The organism is Kitasatospora sp. CM 4170, from assembly GCF_032110285.1.
Taxonomy (GTDB): Bacteria; Actinomycetota; Actinomycetes; order Streptomycetales; family Streptomycetaceae; genus Kitasatospora; species Kitasatospora aburaviensis.
In genome coordinates this window covers 7,743,882-7,762,194 of record NZ_CP134877.1, presented here as the reverse complement: position 1 = coordinate 7,762,194, position 18,313 = coordinate 7,743,882, and the positions used below count along the sequence as shown (strand labels likewise).

The 18,313-nt window shown below is 74.2% G+C and carries 15 protein-coding genes; 7 read left to right on the top strand and 8 right to left on the bottom strand.

What is annotated here, in order from left to right; genetic code table 11:
* Positions 1-52 precede the first annotated feature (52 nt).
* The 4 genes from RMN57_RS32620 (at position 53) to RMN57_RS32605 (ending at position 5,534) form a co-directional block, all read left to right on the top strand.
* On the top strand, positions 53-1,549 hold the full coding sequence (locus tag RMN57_RS32620) for a BTAD domain-containing putative transcriptional regulator (protein ID WP_313766889.1): 1,497 nt from the start codon (positions 53-55) through the stop codon (positions 1,547-1,549).
* 123 nt (positions 1,550-1,672) lie between these two features.
* Positions 1,673-1,843 (top strand): hypothetical protein, encoded by a 171-nt coding sequence (locus RMN57_RS32615; protein ID WP_313766888.1) that lies wholly within the window; start codon positions 1,673-1,675, stop codon positions 1,841-1,843.
* Positions 1,844-1,913: 70 nt separating this feature from the next.
* Entirely contained in the window at positions 1,914-5,072 is a 3,159-nt protein-coding gene (locus tag RMN57_RS32610; RefSeq protein WP_313766887.1) for a BTAD domain-containing putative transcriptional regulator, read from the top strand.
* 57 nt (positions 5,073-5,129) lie between these two features.
* Entirely contained in the window at positions 5,130-5,534 is a 405-nt protein-coding gene (locus tag RMN57_RS32605; protein WP_313766886.1) for a hypothetical protein, read from the top strand.
* 284 nt (positions 5,535-5,818) lie between these two features.
* On the opposite strand, the gene RMN57_RS32600 is transcribed toward RMN57_RS32605, so the two are convergent.
* From RMN57_RS32600 to RMN57_RS32590, 3 genes are all read right to left on the bottom strand, one after another.
* Positions 5,819-7,075, bottom strand: a complete 1,257-nt coding sequence (locus tag RMN57_RS32600; protein ID WP_313766885.1) for an alpha/beta hydrolase — start codon at positions 7,073-7,075, stop codon at positions 5,819-5,821.
* Between the two features lie 168 nt (positions 7,076-7,243).
* The gene (locus tag RMN57_RS32595) at positions 7,244-7,918 is read right to left on the bottom strand and encodes a response regulator transcription factor (RefSeq protein ID WP_313766884.1); all 675 of its coding nucleotides are present in this window, start codon (positions 7,916-7,918) and stop codon (positions 7,244-7,246) included.
* A complete protein-coding gene (locus RMN57_RS32590) occupies positions 7,915-9,180 on the bottom strand; it encodes a sensor histidine kinase (RefSeq protein WP_313766883.1) in 1,266 nt (421 codons plus the stop codon). Before RMN57_RS32590 ends, RMN57_RS32595 begins: the two co-directional genes overlap by 4 nt.
* Positions 9,181-9,552: 372 nt before the next feature.
* On the opposite strand from RMN57_RS32590, the gene RMN57_RS32585 reads away from it, so the two are divergent.
* Positions 9,553-10,230 carry an alpha/beta hydrolase gene (locus tag RMN57_RS32585; RefSeq protein ID WP_313766882.1) on the top strand — a complete coding sequence of 226 codons (678 nt, stop codon included), beginning with the start codon at positions 9,553-9,555 and terminating at the stop codon, positions 10,228-10,230.
* Positions 10,231-10,290: 60 nt separating this feature from the next.
* On the opposite strand, the gene RMN57_RS32580 is transcribed toward RMN57_RS32585, so the two are convergent.
* Positions 10,291-11,865, bottom strand: coding sequence for an IS1182 family transposase (locus RMN57_RS32580; protein ID WP_313767715.1), 1,575 nt, complete (start codon positions 11,863-11,865; stop codon positions 10,291-10,293).
* Between the two features lie 283 nt (positions 11,866-12,148).
* On the opposite strand from RMN57_RS32580, the gene RMN57_RS32575 reads away from it, so the two are divergent.
* Together RMN57_RS32575 and RMN57_RS32570 are read left to right on the top strand one after the other, a co-directional pair.
* Positions 12,149-12,883, top strand: coding sequence for a DUF899 domain-containing protein (locus RMN57_RS32575; RefSeq protein ID WP_313766881.1), 735 nt, complete (start codon positions 12,149-12,151; stop codon positions 12,881-12,883).
* Between the two features lie 8 nt (positions 12,884-12,891).
* Positions 12,892-14,169, top strand: a complete 1,278-nt coding sequence (locus RMN57_RS32570) for an aspartate aminotransferase family protein (protein ID WP_313766880.1) — start codon at positions 12,892-12,894, stop codon at positions 14,167-14,169.
* Positions 14,170-14,261: 92 nt separating this feature from the next.
* Here RMN57_RS32570 and RMN57_RS32565 read toward each other — a convergent pair whose 3' ends face one another.
* The 4 genes from RMN57_RS32565 to RMN57_RS32550 form a co-directional block, all read right to left on the bottom strand.
* On the bottom strand, positions 14,262-15,107 hold the full coding sequence (locus RMN57_RS32565; protein WP_313766879.1) for an alpha/beta hydrolase: 846 nt from the start codon (positions 15,105-15,107) through the stop codon (positions 14,262-14,264).
* Positions 15,108-15,228: 121 nt separating this feature from the next.
* The gene (locus tag RMN57_RS32560; protein ID WP_313766878.1) at positions 15,229-16,215 is read right to left on the bottom strand and encodes an NAD-dependent epimerase/dehydratase family protein; all 987 of its coding nucleotides are present in this window, start codon (positions 16,213-16,215) and stop codon (positions 15,229-15,231) included.
* Between the two features lie 106 nt (positions 16,216-16,321).
* On the bottom strand, positions 16,322-17,509 hold the full coding sequence (locus tag RMN57_RS32555) for an XdhC/CoxI family protein (RefSeq protein WP_313766877.1): 1,188 nt from the start codon (positions 17,507-17,509) through the stop codon (positions 16,322-16,324).
* Positions 17,502-18,227, bottom strand: a complete 726-nt coding sequence (locus tag RMN57_RS32550; protein ID WP_313766876.1) for an SRPBCC family protein — start codon at positions 18,225-18,227, stop codon at positions 17,502-17,504. The genes RMN57_RS32555 and RMN57_RS32550 overlap by 8 nt, the downstream gene beginning before the upstream one ends.
* Positions 18,228-18,313 lie beyond the last annotated feature (86 nt).

Sequence of the window (18,313 nt, the reverse complement as noted above, 5' to 3'; positions counted from 1 at the left end):
AGGTCGCACGTTCGGCGGACGGCGGTCGATGGCGCGATTTCGACCGGTCCCCTTGCCGGCGCGTACGGCCTCCGTAACATGGCCGGATGTCGGATTCGGTCGCACAAGGAGGATCGCCCTGGAGCTGCATTTCAGCGCGCTCGGACCGCTCAGGGCCCGGCGCGGCGATCAGGAGCTGCTACTGAACCGGGCCCGCGACCGCGCGGTGCTCGCCGTCCTGCTCGCCCGTGCCGGGCGGCCGGTGCCCGTCGCGGAGATCATCGACGGCGTCTGGGGCGAGGAGGGTGACGAGGCGCCGAACCGGGCCAGGGGGCTGCCCGCCACCATGTACCGGCTGCGCAACGTCCTGGCCGGCGAGGACCGCACCGTCGAGGACGGCGGTGTCCTGCGGCACGTCGGCAAGGCGTACCGGCTGGAGGCGGACCCCGCCAACATCGACCGCACGGTGTTCCTCGCCGAGCTCGCCGCCGCCACCGCCGCCCGTCGGAACCGGCAGCCCGAGCGGGCCCACGCCCTGCTCACGGCCGCGCTCGGCCGGTGGTCGGCGCCGGTGGCGCTGGACGGCGTGCCGGGCCCGTTCGCCGAGCACGACCGCCGGATGCTGGCCGGGCGCCGGGAGGAGGCCCGGCTGGCCCGGTTCGAACTCGACGTCGAACTCGGACTGGCACTCACCGCGGAACCCGGGCCGGAGCCGGTCACCGTCGTCCCCCACGCGCTCGCGCTGGCCCGGGCCGGCCGCCCCGAGCGGGCCCTCGCCCTGCTCGCCGGGTCCGCCCCCGGGGGCGAGGCGGCGGCTCTGGCGGCACGCCTGCGCGGCCGGGATCCGGACCTGGCGGGCTGGACGCCCTGGGCCTCCCGGACCGCCCCCCGGCCGGTTCGCCGGCCGTTCCAACTCCCTCCCGACATCGCCGACTTCACCGGCCGGTCGGACTTGCTGGCCCAGCTCGCCGCCGCCCTGGCCGCGCCGGGCCCACGCCGGGTCACCGTCACCGGACCGCCCGGCTACGGCAAGAGCGCCCTCGCCGTCCACGCCGCCCACCGGCTCGCCCCCGGGTTTCCCGACGGCCAGCTCCACGCCGACCTGAACGGGAGGGGCCCCGGCGCGGACCCGGCCGCCGTGCTGGCCGCCTTCGTCCGGGCCCTGGGCGTCGAGGAGCAGGCCGTCCCGCCCGGCCTCGCCGACCTGCGCGCGCTCTACCTCCGGCTGATCGCCGGACGGCGCGTCCTGGTGCTGCTCGACGGCGCCGTCGGGGTCGAGCAGGTCCGCCCGCTGCTGCCGGCCGAGCCCGGGAGCGCGGCCCTCGTCACCGCCCGGCGACCGCTGCCCGGTGGACACACCGTCACCGTCGGCAGGATGACGCCCGACGAGGGGATCGAGCTGCTGTCCCGCGCCCTGGGACCCGGGCGCCTGGCCCGGGAACCGGACGCGGCCCGGGCCCTGGCCGCTGCGTGCGACCATCAGCCCCGCGCGCTGCGTCTGGCCGCGAGCCGCTTGGCAGGCCGTCCCGCCTGGCCGATTTCCGCCCTCCTTTCGCACTCCCGCGCATAAGTTCCGTCTGCGAATAAACGCGGGCGTTCATCCCTCGTCAACCGGCCCGTCACAGAATCCCGTCGGTGGTCTCGACCACCGCCTGACCAGCGGGATCATCAGCGATGGAAAGAGGACGAACGGATGAACGGGACCCTCACACGTATCGGTCGCGGCAACGCCTGCGGTATCACCGTCCGGCACCACCTGCCCGCCCGGACGTCGGTCGACGGCCGGCTCCGCACCGGGATCCTCGCCGGCCCGGGCTCCACCGAGAGCCCCCACGCCGTCCGGCCGATGCCGGAGACCTGCTGAGCCCCGGCGCGCCGTACCCCAGTGCGCCGTAGCCCAGCGGGCCCCACCCCGGCGCGCCGGCCCGCGGCGGGTGTCCCCCGACGCCCGGCCCGCCGCCCCCGGCCCGCCGCGCACCCCCACGCGTCACCGCCATCCACCAGCCCCGGCGCGCCGTCCACCCGGGGCCCGACGATCCCCCGGGAGCGCCGTCATCGCCACCGAGCCCGCACCCGCCGCCGAACGCACACCCCCCACCAGCACGCCGGACCTGCGCTTCCATCTGCTCGGCCCGCTCAGCGCCCGGATCGGCGACCGCCGCCTCGACCTGGGCCGCAGCCAGCAGCAGGCCTTCCTCGCCATGCTGCTCGCCCACCCGGGCCGGCCGCTGACCGCCGCCCGCCTCGCCGAGGGCGTCTTCGACGAGGACAACCCGCCCGCCCGGCCCAAGTCCGTCCTGGCCACCCATGCCTACCGGCTGCGTCGCGCGCTGCGCGACCACCACGCCGACCACCTCCTGGTCACCGTCGACGGCGGCTACCGCCTCGACGTCCCCGCCGAGTCACTGGACTCCGTCGCCTTCGACCGCCTCGTCGCACAGGCGGCGGAGCTCCGCACGGCCGCCGCCGACCGGCCACGGGCCCGTGACCTGTTGACCAGGGCGCTGGCCCTGCACGAGGGCGAGCCGCTGGCCGGACTGCCCGGTGGCCATGCCGCCGAGCTCCGCCGGCACCTGGCCGAACGCCGGGTGGACGCACTGGAGGCCAAGCTCGCGCTCGACGTCGACCTGGGGGACAACCCGTCCTGTCTGGTCGAACTCGACCAGGCCGTGTTCGCCCACCCGTTCCGCGAGCGGTTCCGCGCCCTGCTGATGCTGGAGTACCACCTGGCGGACCGTCCGGCCGAGGCACGGGCCGTGTACGCCGATGCCCGGCGCGACTACCACGCCGAGGGGCTGGACTGCCCGGAGCTCGACGCGCTGCACGCGCGGATCCGGCGCGCCGACCCCACCCTCGGCACGGCGACCCGCCCCGTGGGCCGCTCGGCCGCCGCCCACGACCGGCCGGTTCCCGGCCGAGACGGCCGAGACGGCCGAGGCGGCCGGCGTACGGACTCCGGTCGTTCACCGGTACCGGAACAACTCCCCAACCCCCTCGTCGATTTCACCGGCCGGCAGGGCGCCGTTGCGGAGCTGACCACCGTACTCACCCGGCCCGACCCGGGCGCCGTGGTCATTGCGGCGGTCAACGGGATCGGCGGCGCCGGGAAGACCAGCCTGGCCGTCCACGTCGCCCACGCCCTGCACGAGCACTTCCCCGACGGCCGACTGCACCTGGACCTGCGCGGCACCCAGGCCGACCCGCTCGACCCGGCCGAGGCACTCGGCCTGCTGCTGACCGCCCTCGGCGTCGCGGACCGGGAGATCCCGGCCGACCCGGCCGAGCGCGCCGCGCTCTACCGCACCACCGTGGCCGGCCGCCGCCTGCTGGTGCTGCTCGACAACGCGGCCTCCGCCGAACAGACCGCCCCGCTGCTGCCCGGCGCCCGGACCTGCGCCGTCCTGGTCACCAGCCGGGTCTGGCTGACCGGCCTGCCCGGCGCCCACCACCTCCACCTCGACGCGATGGCGCCGGCCGAAGCGCTGGACCTGCTCGCCACCGTCGCCGGCCGCGCCCGGACCGGGGCCGAGCCCGAGGCCGCCACCGCGATCGTCACGGCCTGCGGCCTGCTGCCGTTGGCCGTCCGGGTGGCCGGCTCCCGGCTCGCCGCCGACCCCGCGCAGTCCCTGGCCGGCCTGGCCTCCGCCCTGGCCGACGAGCGGACCCGACTCGCCGAACTCACCCACCACCACACGGCGGTGGAGCCCGTCCTGGCGCTCTCCTACGCCCGGCTGAACCCCGAACAGGCCCGCGCCCTACGACTGCTCGCCCTCCCGGACACGCCGGTGCTCGGCCTGGGCCCGGCCGCAGCGCTGCTCGACCGCTCCCCGGAACGCACCCGCGAACTCCTGGAGACCCTGGTCGACCTCAATCTGCTGAACTCCCCTGCCGCCGACCGGTACGGGCTGCACGACCTGCTGCGCGTCTTCGCCCGCCGGCGCGTCGCCGGCGAGGACACCCCGGCCGGGGTCTCGGCCGCGTACGCCCGGCTGCTCGCCTTCTGCCTGGCCACCGCCCGCAACGCCGAGGCGACCGCGCACCAGGTCGAGCACACCCGCCGCAGCCTGATCACGGCGGAGACCGCCGCGCCGGGCCGGACCTTCGACACGGTCGAGGACGCCACCGCCTGGCTGCGCGACCAGACCGACCTCCACCAGGCGGTGATCCGCCGGGCCTGCCAGGACCCGGCCCTGCCGCTCGCCCAGGCCGCCGACCTGACGGACAAGATGGGCTCGATCCTGTTCGGCCGCGACTACGTGACCACGGTCGGCGAGCTGGCGGCCCGGGTCGCCGAGGCGGCGCCGGCCCGGGGCGAGCGGGACGCCGAGGCGCTCGCCCGCTCGGTCCGCGGCAGCATGCTCTGGCACGCCGGCTCCTACGCGGCGGCGGGCGAGGAGCTCCACCGCTGCCTGCCGCTGTGCGCCGGGGCGGCGCTGCGCCGGCTGCGCGCCAACGTCCTCCAGCTGCTCGGGGCGAACGCCCGGGTGCTGTGCGACTTCGGGGCGGCGACCGGCCCGCTCGAAGAGGCGTCGTCGCTGTTCCGCCGGCTCGACGACCGGACCGCCGAGGGCCTCGCACTCGGCGAGCTCGGCTACGTCCACGCCAGGTGCGGCCGCCTCTCCCGGGCCCGCGCGGCCGGCGAGCGGTGCGCCGGGCTGACCGGTGGTGAGGTGTCCATCTCCTCGTCCGTCGGGAGCTACTACCTGGCCCGGATCCTCCACCTCTGCGGGGACCTCACGCCGGCCCTGGAGCAGGCGGAAGCCGCCCTGGCCCGGTTCCGTTCCTTCGGCATGCCGGCCTTCCAGGCCGCGACCGCCGGTCTGATCGCCCGGATCCACCTCACGGCCGGGCGGCCGGCGGCCGCCGTCCGGGCCGCGGAGGAGGCACTTCCGCAGGCCACCCGCGTCGGCGGGGTGGTGGAGGGCACCGTGCTGCGCACCCTCGGGCAGGCCCTCGCCGCACTGGGCCACCGCAGCCGGGCCGGGGCCTGCCTCGGACAGGCCCTTGAGCACTTCCGGCGGCTCACCCTCGACGCCGAGGCGGCCGAGACCGAGCACTTGCTCGGCTTGGTCATCGAATGTCCATCGCCGTGACCGACCCTCATGTCGTGCCCTGGTCAACCGGACCGGGCACCTAGGGAAGGAATGCACATGTCCGTGAAGGGAATCCGCCGGGTCGTCCTGGGCCTGGCCACCACCGCACTCGCCGGCGGGATGGCGCTGAGCGGCGCCGGGACGGCTTCGGCATCGAGCGGCGGCGGCTGCGGCGGCCCGGGGTGGAAGCAGACCTGCATCAGCGCCGGCGGCGGCCAGGTGTCGGCGCAGGTGAACACCAACTTCGCCAGCAACAACTGCACCGAGCAGATCATCATCTGGGACTACACCACCGGCAGCCAGGCGCTCTCCACCTCGTTCCCCTGCCGCTCCGGCCAGTACTCCTACACCTACACCCTCACCAACCCGACCCCGGGCCACGACTACAAGGCCGAGGCCCGCTTCTACTGGCAGCCCGGCAGCGGCTACGACTACCAGCTCAGCCCCGACCTCTGGTACTGAGCCTCCGGCCCTGAGGTGACACCGCCCTCACCTCCCGCGGGCCCCGGGCCCGCACCGCGTCCCGCCCCCGACACCCACGGGGGCGGGACGTGCCCCGCGATCCACTCACCGGCTGCCGTGCATCAGTGGACCGGCGACATCGGGAGCAGCACCGAGCAGCGGTCGACCGACCGGCCCCACCCGACCGGCCGACCGCACCCGGCCGCCCGGCCGGCCCCACTCGGCCCCCCAGCCCCCCCGACCCCGGTCCCGTCAGGCCGCGGGCCGGTCAGGCCGCCGTCCCGTCAGGCGGGACCGGCGGTCGAGGCCGGGCGGGGGGCGGTGGTGAGGAAGTCGAGCAGGATCTGTCGGCTGGTCTGAGAGGTCAGGCTGCCGTAGGCGTCGTCGAAGGCGTGTTCGGCGAAGGGCAGCACCCGGACCTCGGTGTCGACCCCCTGCCGGGTGAGCAGGTCGGCGAGCGCGGTCACGGACTCCGGCCGGGCGCTGCGGTCACGGTCCCCGACCACGAGCAGGGTTCGCGGAAGGCCGGGACGCACCTGCGAGGTCGGCGAGACCTCGCGGTAGCGGTCCGGGTACTGCTCGGGCGTGCCGCCGGTGAACAGCTGGGCGGCATCGCGGCTGCCGGCGACGTCCTCCTGCCACATGTCGGTGACGTCGGTGCCGGGGTAGAAGCCGACCACGGAGGCCGGGGGCCTGGGGGCCGCGCCGCAGTCGGAGGTGATGCCGCCGCTCCGGAGCCGGTAGGCGGCGTCCATGGCCAGCGTCCCGCCCGCGGACATGCCGCCGAGTGACACCCGGGACGGGTCGATGCCGTACCGGTCGGCGTGCTCCTCGACCCAGCCGAGCGCGCACACCAGGTCCTGGGGGGCCTTGTCCCACGTGGGCCGCCCCGGGCCGGCCAGCCGGTAGTCGACGGCGAACACGGCCACACCGTGGTCGGCGAGCCAGCGACCGGTGCCGCGCAGGTCGCCGCGGTCGAAGGTGTGGAAGCCCCCTGCGTGCGCCAGGACCACGGCGGGCACGGTCCCCTCGCCCCGCTGGCCGTCGGCGTGCCCGGCGGGCAGGTAGGCGTCCACCTTCAGCTCCTCGCCCTCGCGGGTCGCGTAGCCGGTGGTGACGTCCGGTGCGGTACCGGGGTACCCGATCTGGCTGAACACCTCGCCGTAGGCGACCCTCACCCCGGCCCGGCGCGCGTCCGCGAACTGCACTCCGCCGACCACCAGGGCCGATACGGCCGACAACACCGTGACCACGATGACCGTACGGCCCCAGCGCACCAGTCCGGTGTACCGGACCACGGCCCCCAGGGCGGCACAGACGAGCGCGAACAGCGCCATGTGGAAGGGGTACTGTCCGCCCAGCACCGGACCGATGACTCCGGCCTTCGGAATCGCCGGGACGTACGCGCCCAGCATGACCGCGGCGACCAGGAAGGCCGGTACGGAGACCACGACGGCGATGCCCGCCCGCACCGCTCTGAGCGGCCGTCCGATCGGGCGGACGGTGGTCGTGGGGCTCTTGCTGCGTCGGACGACGGGCACGGTGGCTCCTGCGGTTCGGTGCGACGGGGGGAGCGTCGCTCCCCCGTGGGACACACCGAAGCGTTCCGTTCGGCGGCCCCGGCCCGCGTCCCGCTGCGGAGCCAACCCCGGGACGGCTCGTAGGTAGGGGTCCCGCCCCCGCCGCGCGGACGCGCCCGGACGCCCCTCCTACAGGCGCGCGCTGCCGGGGCTGACCAGCCCGTTCTCGTACGCGAAGACGGCGGCCTGGGTGCGGTCGCGGAGCTGGAGCTTGTGCAGGATGCGGCCCATGTGGGTCTTGACGGTCTGCTCGGCCACGACCAGCCGGTCGGCGATCTCCGCGTTCGACAGCCCCTGCGCCACCAGCCGGACGACCTCGCACTCCCGGTCGGTGAGTCCGGCCACCCGCACCGGCGCGGCGGGCTTGGGCGCCCGGCCCATGCGGGCGAACTCGGAGATCAGCCGCTGCGTGATCTCCGGCGCCAGCATGGCCGCTCCTGCCGCCACGACCCGCACCGCCTCGGCGAGTTGGAGGCCGGAGGCGTCCTTGAGGAGGAACCCTGCCGCGCCTGCCCCCAGGGCGTCGTACACGTACTCGTCGAGGTCGAAGGTGGTCAGCACGAGGACCCTGGTGGGCAGACCGGACGTCGAGGTGATCCGCCGGGTCGCCTCGATGCCGTTCGTCCCGGGCATCCGGATGTCCATGACGACCACGTCCGGGCGCAGGGCCAGCGCCTTGTCGACGGCCTCGGCGCCGTCCGCCGCGGTGGCCACCACCTCGATGTCGCCGTGCGCGCCGAGCAGCACCGAGAAGGCCTCCCGGATCAGGGCCTGGTCGTCGGCGATCACCACACGGATCGTCATTCGGTGTTCCGCTCCTCGGTCGTGGGGACGGCGGCCGGCAGAAGTGCGACGACCTCGTAACCGCCGTCGGGCGTGGGTCCGGCGGACAGGTCGCCGCCGAGCATGGCGGCGCGCTCGCGCATGCCCAGCAGGCCGTGCCCCGCTCCGGGCGACGGTGCGGCGGCCCGGGTCGGTGGACCGTTGACGACCCGTAGGCCGAGCGCGGTGGGGCCGTAGTCGAGCTGCACGCCGGCGCCGGATCCGGGTGCGTGGCGAAGGACGTTGCTCAGGGCCTCCTGCACGATCCGGTACGCGGACAGTTCCACGCCCGGCGGCAGCACCCGCCGCGGACCGCCGATACGCACCGCGACGTCCAGCCCGGCGGTGCGGACGGCGGCGACCAGGTCGTCGAGCCCGTCCAGGGTGGGCTGCGGTCCGAGGGGTGCGGCGGCCGTCCGCCCGTCGGACGAGCGCAGCACGCCCAACAGCCGCCGGAGTTCGCCCAGCCCTTCCAGGGCGTTGGCCCGGATCGCGGCCAGCTCGGCGACGAGCGCCCCGGGCGGGTCGGCGACCCGCAGGGGGGCGGCGTCGGACTGGATGGCGATGACCGACAGATGGTGGGCGACCACGTCGTGGAGTTCGCGGGCGATGCGCGCCCGCTCCTCCAGCACCGTCCGCAGTGCTCGCTCCTGGGCGGTGGCGGCGATCTGCTCGGTCAGCCGCACCCGGGCCTCGCGGCGGCTGCGCAGGACGACCCCCAGGACGACCGCCCCGGCGAGGTCCGCGACGGCGACCCTGACGACCGGCCAGGATCCCGTGCCCGGCCCGGCCTGCACCAGACCGGCGGCCAGCAGCCCGCTCAGCAGCGCCGCGACCACGACGGGCCCGGTCCGGACGCGCAGCGCCAGCAGGAAGACGACCCCGGCCTGCACCATCCACGCGTAGTCCTCGTTCGCAGGGGTGGGCGGGTGGCCGATCTCGATGACGGCGGCCACGGCCGTCGACGCCCACAGCGCGGGAACCGGGTGGCGCAGGGCGGCGACCAGTGTGCCGGCCTGAGCGGCCGCCAGGATCCGGTCGGCCACATCCTCACCGGTCACCCCGAGAGCAACGGCGGCCAGCACGACCAGCGTGTGCGGCAGCCACCGCAGCCGGCGCGGCCAACCGAGCGGCGGCAACGGCCTGCTCCGGACCGTGAACAGGTCTTCGCACAGGACTCGGGGCAGCGCCGGTCCCGCCCGGCGGTCTGCCGCCGGGCCGGGTATGAGGCAGGTGTCGGGCACGGAGGCATCCTTGCAGGCTTCGACGGCTGGTCACGCACCACGCCGCGGGAACGGCGTCGTCCGACCCGCGAGGCTACCGACCGGGAGCCGTCGTCCGAGTCCCCCTGGGGAGCCGTCCCGACGGGTGGCTCCCAGGTATGACACCGCCTCGCCCCGGAACCGGCCGGCGCACCCGACGAGCAGCTCGACCGGCTGAATCCTTTCGCCGGCTGGTGGCTCTTATGGTCGAACGGCTGTGAGGGCGTGTCGGCACCGGCCTGCCGGTGCCGTCCGCGTGCCACCTGCCGTCCCCTGTTCCGCAATCGACGGCACGACGAGAGGCCCCTCGTGATTCCTTCCTCAACCTCCCGCGCACCCCGAGGGGTGCTCCTGGTGCACGGCGCGTGGCACACCGGTCATGCCTGGGACGGCGTCGCGGCCAGGCTGCGGGCACGTGGTGTCGCCGTGGCCGTCGCCGAGCTGCACCGCGGGTCGCTGGCGGCCGACATCGCCGCGGCCGCGGCCGCGCTGGACCGGCTGCCCGAGGGCGGCCCCGCCGTCGCGTGCGGTCATTCCTACGGCGGTGCCGTCATCACCGGCCTTCCGCCGCGCCGCGTCGACCACCTCGTGTACCTCGCCGCGATGATGCCCGACCGCGGCGAGACCGCCCTCGGCCTTCTCGCCGGGGCACCGCCCACCGACCTGGGGGCCGGCATGATCGGTGATCCCGCCGGGACCACGACGATCGACCCGGAGGCCGCGGGTCGACTGTTCCACGCCCAGCTGGGCGAGGAAGAGCGTGCCCGCCACACCGCCGGGCTCGTCCCCCAGACGATGGCCCCCGGCCACCAGCCGACGACCAGCGCCGCCTGGCACCAGCGGCCCAGCACCTACGTGGTCTGCACCGAGGACCGCGTCATGCACCCGGACCTGCAACGCCGGTTCGCCGCCCGCGCAACCCGCGCGCTCACCTGGCACAGCGACCACGGGGTCTTCGCGTCACACGAGGAGGAGACCGTCGGACTGCTCCACCTCCTGGCGACCGGTGTCCGCCGCACCCCGGCCGACTAGAAGCCTGATGAAGATCTTGCTGTTGGAGGGGTTGTCCTGTCTGGGACAGCCCCTCCAGCGCTATGTGGTTGCGGGGGCGATGGTCCAGGTGTGGCCGGTGCGGGTGAGTCCGAGGTTGATGAGGCGGCGGAGGTTGAGGGCGGCGGCGCGGTTGTGGAGCCAGGTGTTGTTCTTCAGGACGCCTCGGTAGGGGACGCGGCGGTTGCCCCGGGCGGTGAGCCATGCGATGGCGCGTTCCACCGGTGGCCGCCAGCGGCGGTATTCGGCCTGCCAGGTGGGGTCGGAGGCTTGGTCGCGGGCGGCTTTCAAACGGTCGTAGTGGGCGTGGACCTGGAGGGCGCGGCCGGTCTTGGAACGGGTGCACCGCTCGCGCAGGGGGCAGTGGGTGCAGAGCTTCTTGAACTGGGCGGTGCGGGCGCCGGCCGCGTCAGGGCGGCCGAGGGCCTTGGTGTGGCCGGCCGGGCAGGTGACGGTGGCGGCCCGGGTGTCGACGTGGAAGTCGTCACTGGTGAAGCCGCCGGGGACGGCGGGCCGCTGCGGCGGTGGCTTGACGACCGGGGTGTGGCCGTCGGTTTCGAGGGCTTCGCGCAGGTCGCCGGTGCCGTAGGCGGTGTCGCCGAGGATGGTCAGCGTCTCGCTCTCGTCGGCGAGCAGGTCCTGGGCGACGGCGGCCTCGTGGTTCTGCGCTCCGGTGCCGGCGGTGAGCTCGACTTCGGTGAGCAGGCCGGTCTCGGGCTCGAACGCGGCGTGGGCGCGGAAGCCCTCCTGGTGGCGGGTGCGGGTCTTGTGGATGTGCCGGGCCTCGGGGTCGACGGTGGACACGATGCGGTCGTGAGCGGTGCCACGGGCGATCCGCCAACGGCCGTCGCGACCGTCGGAGCCGTCGGCGACCTCCACGTCCTGACCGGCGACCAGGGCCAGCAGCCCGACCGCGTTGGCGGCCTTCTCGTCCAGCTGGCGTTCGGGCAGGCGGCCGAGCAGGTTGAGGGCATCGGTGACCAGGGCGTCGACCAGGTCGGCGCGGGCCCGCTCGTCGTTCCAGGCGATGCGGGGCTTGCCCGGGTCGGTGTAATCGTGGGCGGTGCACCAGGTGGCGGCGGTCCGCCCGGCGTCGGGGACGTCCCGGATCACCCGGCGGATCGCGGCGATCAGCTGGGTGACGGTGTCCTGGGTGGCCACCGCGTCGTCCAGCACGGTGGAGTCCAGCGCCCGCCGCTGCCTGCCCTTGAGGACGCCGGTCGCCGCCACTACCTGCCTGACCCTGGTGAACAACCGGTTCGGATCCGGCGAGCGCTGCAGCCGGCGGCGGAAGTAGGCCAGCAGCGACGGGTCGAACGCGGTGTCGTACAGGCCGAGCCCGCACGCGGCCTTCCACCGCAGGTCACACCGCAGCTGTTGGACCGTCTCGAAGTCCGACAACCCGTGCAGGCTCTGCAGGACCACGGTCGCCGCCAGGACCTGCGGCGGCATGCTCGGCCGTCCGTTCCGAGACGGGTACATGTCCGCGAACATCGAACCCGGGAACAGCGCCTCCCGGTGCTCGGCCAGGAACGCGAAGACACTCCCCGCCGGGATCAACTCCCGGCAGGTCTCCCACACATCCGGCCCGACCAGCTCCCCGGCCCATTCCCCCATCGCCACAGAGACGAGTCTGGCCCCACCACACGGACGGTGGGGCCAGAACCCAACATCTTCATCAGACTTCTAGGCCCTGTCCGGCCGATTTCGAAGGGCCGCCTCGACGATCCGGGTCGGGTACCTCTGGACACCGGGCCGCCGGAGTGCAGAGCGGCCGGCCTCGACCGTACGGTGGATGTATTGGCCGGGCGGGCAGCCGGTGGCAGGCGGGGCCGGCCGCCACTGCGGGTGACCGCACGCCGCGATGCGGGGTTCTGCTCCACTGCAGGAGGGAAGGGCCATGCCCGAGCACAGGATCGGCACGCAGGAGGAGTTCGAGGCGGCCCGAGCGGAACTGCTCGCGGAGGAGAAGAAGCTCACCCGACGAAGTGACGAGCTCGCGCGGAAACGGCGGGAGCTTCCCTGGGTGCCGGTCGAGAAGGACTACGGCTTCGAGACCGAGGGCGGGACCAAGTCGCTCGCGGACCTCTTCGGCGGGCGCTCGCAGCTGCTCGTCTACCACTTCATGTTCGGCCCGCCGTACGAGGCCGGATGTCCGGTCTGTTCCTCGATCGCGGACACCCTCGACCCCAACGCGATCCACCTGAAAGCCCGCGACGTGACGCTGATCTGCTCCTCGCGGGCACCGATCGACAAGCTCCTCGCCTACCGAGCGCGGATGGGCTGGAGCTTCGACTGGGTCTCCGCCGCCGGCAGCGATTTCCACCGCGACCTCGGCTTCCAGTACACCGAGGAGGAGCTACGGCCGTTCCTCGGGAGTGACATCCCGCCGACCGTCCGGCAGATGGCGCAGGCCTGCGGCACCGACGTGCCCGGGTACGTCGCCGAGGGGCCCGGGCTGAGCGCCTACGCGCTCTCGAACGGCACCGTCTACCGGACGTACGTCACCACCGCGCGCGGCCTTGAGCCTGCCATGGCCTACTACGGCCTCCTCGACCGGACGCCGATGGGCCGGCACGAGGAAGGCGAGGAGACCCACTGGCTGCGCCGCCACGACGAGTACGGGAAGGCCTGAGGGCTCGCATGTCGAACCTGCTCGACCGCCATCGCGCGGTCATGCCGGGGTGGATGTCGCTCTACTACGACGACCCGATCGAGATCGTGAGCGGCAGGGGGCGCCGCGTCACCGACTCCGACGGGCGCAGCTATCTCGACTTCTTCGGCGGCATCCTCACCAACATGCTCGGGTACGACGTGCCCGAGGTACGGGAGGCCGTCGAGCGGCAGCTGCGCACCGGGGTCGCGCACACCTCGACGCTGTACCTCATCCGCGCCCAGGTGGAGTTGGCCGAGAGGATCGCGGAGCTGTCGGGCATCGCGAACGCCAAGGTCTTCTTCACCAACTCCGGCACCGAGGCCAACGAGACGGCGCTGCTGCTCGCCACCCATGCCCGCCGGTCCGACCAGGTGCTCGCCCTGCGCAACAGCTACCACGGGCGCTCGTACGCGGCCACGGCCGTCACGGGCAACCGGAGCTGGAAGAACTCCTCGCTCTCGCCCGTCAACGTGCACTACCTGCACGGCGCCGACCGCGAACGCTTCCCGCACCTGTCGGACGAGGAGTTCCTTGCCTTCTGCGCGGACGATCTGCAGCACGTCCTCGACACGGCCACCGCCACCGACGTCGCCTGCCTGATCGTGGAGCCCGTCCAGGGCGTCGGAGGCTTCACCGCTGCACCGGACGGACTCCTCGGGAGATACCGGGAGATCCTGGACCGGTACGGGATCCTGCTGGTCTCGGACGAGGTGCAAACGGGCTGGGGCCGCACCGGAGAGCACTTCTGGGGCATCCAGGCCCATGGCGTGACACCCCACGTCATGACCTTCGCCAAGGGTCTGGGAAACGGCTTCGCGATCGGCGGTGTCGTCGCGGAGGGCACGCTGATGGACGCGCTTCCGGCCAACGGCATCTCCACCTTCGGTGGCAACCCGATCGCGACGGCGGCTGCCGGGGCCACCCTCGACTACCTGCTCGCCCACGACCTCCAGGCCAACGCACACCGGCTCGGCCGCCTGCTGGTGGACGGCCTGCGGACCGCGGCGGAAGGGCTTCCGGTCGCGCGGGACGTCCGGGGCAAGGGCCTGATGTTCGCCGTCGACCTGATCGACCCCGGCACGGGAGCGCCGAGCCCGGCGCTGGCCGCCGGGGTGATGGAACACGCGAAGGAGCGCGGCCTGCTCATCGGCAGGGGCGGCCTCTACGGCCACACCCTACGGATGGCTCCCCCGCTCACCCTGACCGAGGACGAGGCCGGGGAAGGACTCGGCATCCTCCTCGACTCGCTTGCCGCCGCCTGCTGACCTCACGGTGCTCGGGCGGCGGAACGCGGCGGAGGACCGGGGCGCCCCGGACGCCCCGGACGCCCCGGCGGGTCAGTGTCCTGTCGGGCGCATCAGCTCAGGAACCGCACGGTGGTCGACACGAAGCCGTCGGCGTCGTCCAGCCACGGGTAGTGGCCTGCGCCCGGTTGGACGACGAACTCGGCGCGCGGGAACAGCGCGGCGAGGCGGGCCGTCACGTGCGGGGGCGAGGCCAGGTCGAACTCCCCGGCGAGGACCAGGACCGGCGTGTCGAGCGCGGCGAGCGCCGCCCGGGTGGCGCCCGGGTCGAAGGCTCCCTCCGATCCGAAGACTTCCGCCGCCGCCGCGTTCCACTGGGACTCCTCGGCCGCCCGGTGGGCCTGCGCCGTCCCGTCCCAACGACCGTAGAGGAACGGTGCGATGGTCACCCAGTCGGCGGCCGCGGCTTCGCCGGCGTCGATGGCGTCGAATGCCGCCGACGCCGCCGCGTACCAGGGCTCGTCCCGGCGGAGCCGCGCGACCTCACGCCGGTCGTCTCCGTTGACCTCCAGGCCGGCGGCGTTGGTGCCGGGCGTGATGAGGACGAGCCGGCCGACGCGGTGCGGGTGCTGTTCCGCGTACCGTACGGCGAGGTTGGCGGCCGCGGAGTGCGCGAGCAGGTCCATGCGGTCGAGGCCGAGGTGTTCGCGCAGCACCTCGACGTCGCCGACCAGGCGATCGCAGCGGTAGGACGCGGGGTCCGCCGGTGTTGCGGACAGCCCGGCGCCCCGCTGGTCGGCCACGATCAGCCGCCGGTGCGCGGGGAGGCCACCGAGGTCGCCGAGGTAGGCGGAATCCCGCATCGGTCCGCCCGGCAGGCAGACCAGGGGAGCGCCGGCGCCCTCCCCGAGGACGCGGTAGGCGAGCTCGGTGCCGTCGGGCGCAATGAGAGTAGGCATGGTGGTCCCAGCAAGTGCGCAGTGTCATCGTGGAGTTGAAGCGGTGCGGAGCGCCGGGCAGGTGGCCCGGCGGCAAGCCTTCGCCGATGAGCCGGCGACGCCCGCAGCAGATGGCGGTCCGTCAACCGCGCAGTGCGGCGGTCTCGGCTTCGGGGGCCAGCCCCAGGATCGGGCGGTCGGGACGCTGCGGCGAGACTCCGCCCAGCCCCTTCAGCCACTCCCACGTGTCGGCGACGGTCTCGGCGACCGGCCGGCAGCGCAGCCCGTCCGCGAACGCCTTGGACGTCTCGGCGCCGTAGATGAACTCGTGCAGCTCGCCCGGCGGTACCCAGATCGGCAGCTCCGTCCACGGCGCGATTCCGGCGGCGGCGATCCGCTCGGGGTCGGTCCAGCGCAGCTCCGCATCCGATCCGGTCGCAGCCACGCACGCCTCCAGAAGCTCACCCATGGTGGCGTGACCGGGCCGGCTCACCAGGTTGTACGGGCCGGACAGCCCGCGCACGGCGGCGTCCAGGGCCCAGATCGCGAGGTCACGCGTGTCGACGTACTGGAGTGGCAGGCCGCGCGGACCGGGGGCCAGCACGGGGCCGCCACGGGCGATCCGGCCCAGCCACCAGGTCAACCGGCCGACGTCCTCTCCTGGACCGAGGATGAGGCCGGCGCGCAGCAGCAGCGAACGGTCCTCGCCGAACGCGCCGGTGACGGCGAGCTCCCCGCCGCGCTTGGCCTGCGGATAGGGGACGTCGCCGTCGTCGGGCGAGCCGTCCAGCAGGACGCCGTTCTCGGCGGCACTGTGGTCGACCGGGTCGGCGTACACGGAGGCGCTGGAGATGTACACGTACCGACCGGCGCGCTTCGTGAGCGCGGCGGCCGCGTCGCGCACCGCCGAGGGCCGCGCGGACCAGGTGTCCACGACGACGTCCCACTCGCCGTCGCCGAGCGCGGCCAGTCCGTCGGGGGCCGTCCGGTCGCCCTGGAGGACGGTGGCTCCGGACGGCGGGCGGCGGCTGCCGCGGTGGAGAAGGGTCACGTCCCAGTCCCGGGACAGGGCCTCGTTGACGATGGCGCGTCCGACGAAGCCGGACCCGCCGAGCATGAGAAGTCGCATGCCGACCACTGTCCTCACCGACCTGCCGGTCGGTCCACCCCCCTCTGCCATCAGCGAAATCGCCGTCAGCTGAATCCCCACCAGCAGTGCCCGTCGGACCCGTCGTTCAGCCGGCCTCCGCCGGTGCCGAGGGCTGATCGCCGGCCCCGGCGGCGGTGTGGATCGGTCCGTCGGTCCGGGTGAGCGGCCGACCGGTACCGCCCCAGCGGGCGGCGATGATCTCGGCGGCGACGGAGACTGCCGTCTCCTGCGGCGTGCGGGCACCGAGGTCGAGCCCGGCGGGGGCCGACATCCGGGCCAACTCCCTTTCTTCCACGCCGGCTTCGCGCAGACGGGCCAGCCGCTCACGGTGGGTCCGACGCGACCCGAGCGCACCGATGTACGCCAGTTCCGGCAGCCGCAGCGCGGTGGTCAGCAACGGCACGTCGAACTTGTGGTCATGGGTGAGGACGGCGACCACCGTACGGCCGTCGATCCGGCCCTCCGCGGCTTCCTCGGCCAGGTACTCGTGCGGCCATCGCACCACGACCTCGTCCGCGTGCGGGAAGCGGGAGGCGGTGGCGAACACTGCCCGCGCGTCACACACCGTGACGCGGTAGCCGAGGAAGGACCCCAACTCGGCGACCGCGGCGGCGAAGTCGATCGCACCGAACACCAGCATGCGCGGCGGCGCGACGAACGACCCCACGAACACGGTCAGTTCGCCGGGCTCGGCGGACTCCTCACCGTCCAGGCAGCGACCCGCCGTGTCGTAGTGGCGCAGCCCCGTTGTGCCGTGTTCGAGCATGCCGCGGACGTCGAGGCCCACCGCGCGGTCCAGTGCGGCCGAACCGAGGGTGCCGCGGGCGCGGTCCGGCCAGACGACCAGGCGGCTCCCGAGCGCTCCCGGGCCGGCGTCCGGACCGGTCACCACGGTGGCCACCGCGACAGGCTCGCCGGCACCCAACGACTTCACCACGTCCGGCAGTTCGGGAAAGGTGCGGCTGGACACGGGTTCGACGAAGATCTGGATCGTGCCGCCGCAGGTCAACCCCACTTCGAAGGCGTCGTCGTCGCTCACCCCGTACGACCGCAACACCGGGCGTCCCGAGATCCGGGCCGTATCGGCCTCCTCGTACACCGCGCCCTCGACGCAGCCGCCCGAGACACTGCCGACCACGGTGCCGGAGGCCGAGACCGCCATCGCCGCACCCGGTCGGCGGGGCGCGCTCCGGAAGGTGCTGACCACGGTGGCGAGCCCGAAGACCTCGCCGGCGCGGTACCACGGGTACACCTCGCCCAGGACGTCACGCACAGCGTCCCCCTCGTGGACACCGACAGGCCCGGCGCAGCCGGCGCGCGACCCCCAGCAGGATCAACCCGGCGAGGACGACGGACGCCAGGCGCTTGGCCACCGGTCCGCGGGCCACGGCGAGCAGGTCCAGCGGCTCCCCCTCCGCCGAGGTCGGCTGCGGCTCCCCCACGGGTGCGGCCCGCCCGGCGGCCGAACCCGCAGCGGCGGACGCGGCCGCTGCGGGTTCGGCGGCCGCCGGCTGCGAGGCCGACGCGGCCTCGCCCCCGGTCTCGTGTTCGGCGGCCAGCCGCTCCTCCAGGCAGGCCACGAACCGGTCCAGCAGCTTCCGGCTGATGTCGGTCATGACGCCCTTGCCGAACTGGGCCACCTTCCCGGTGACGCTGAGCCGGGTCTCGACGGTCACCCGCGTGCCGTCGCCGTCCGGTGCCAGCCGTGCGGTGACGTGCGCGTCGGCGTTGCCCTGGCCGTGCGCGTCGCGTCCGGAGGCGGTGAGCCGCACGGTGTGGTTCGCCTCGTCCCGCTCGTCGAACGCGGCGGTGCCCCGGTACTGCACGGTCACCGCTCCGACCCGCACCTTGACCGTGCCGTGGAACCGGTCGCCGTCGACCCCGGTCAGCTGCGCGCCCGGCATGCACGGGGCGATCCGCTCGACGTCGGTGAAGAGGTCCCAGGCCGCCTCCACCGGCAGGCTCACGCGGAACTCGTTGGTGAACTCCATGTGGACGAGCCTCCTTGCCCGGACCAGCCCGGTGCTCCGGAATCCCCCCGTCGACGTACGTTCCAACGATGACCGGCCACCCGGCG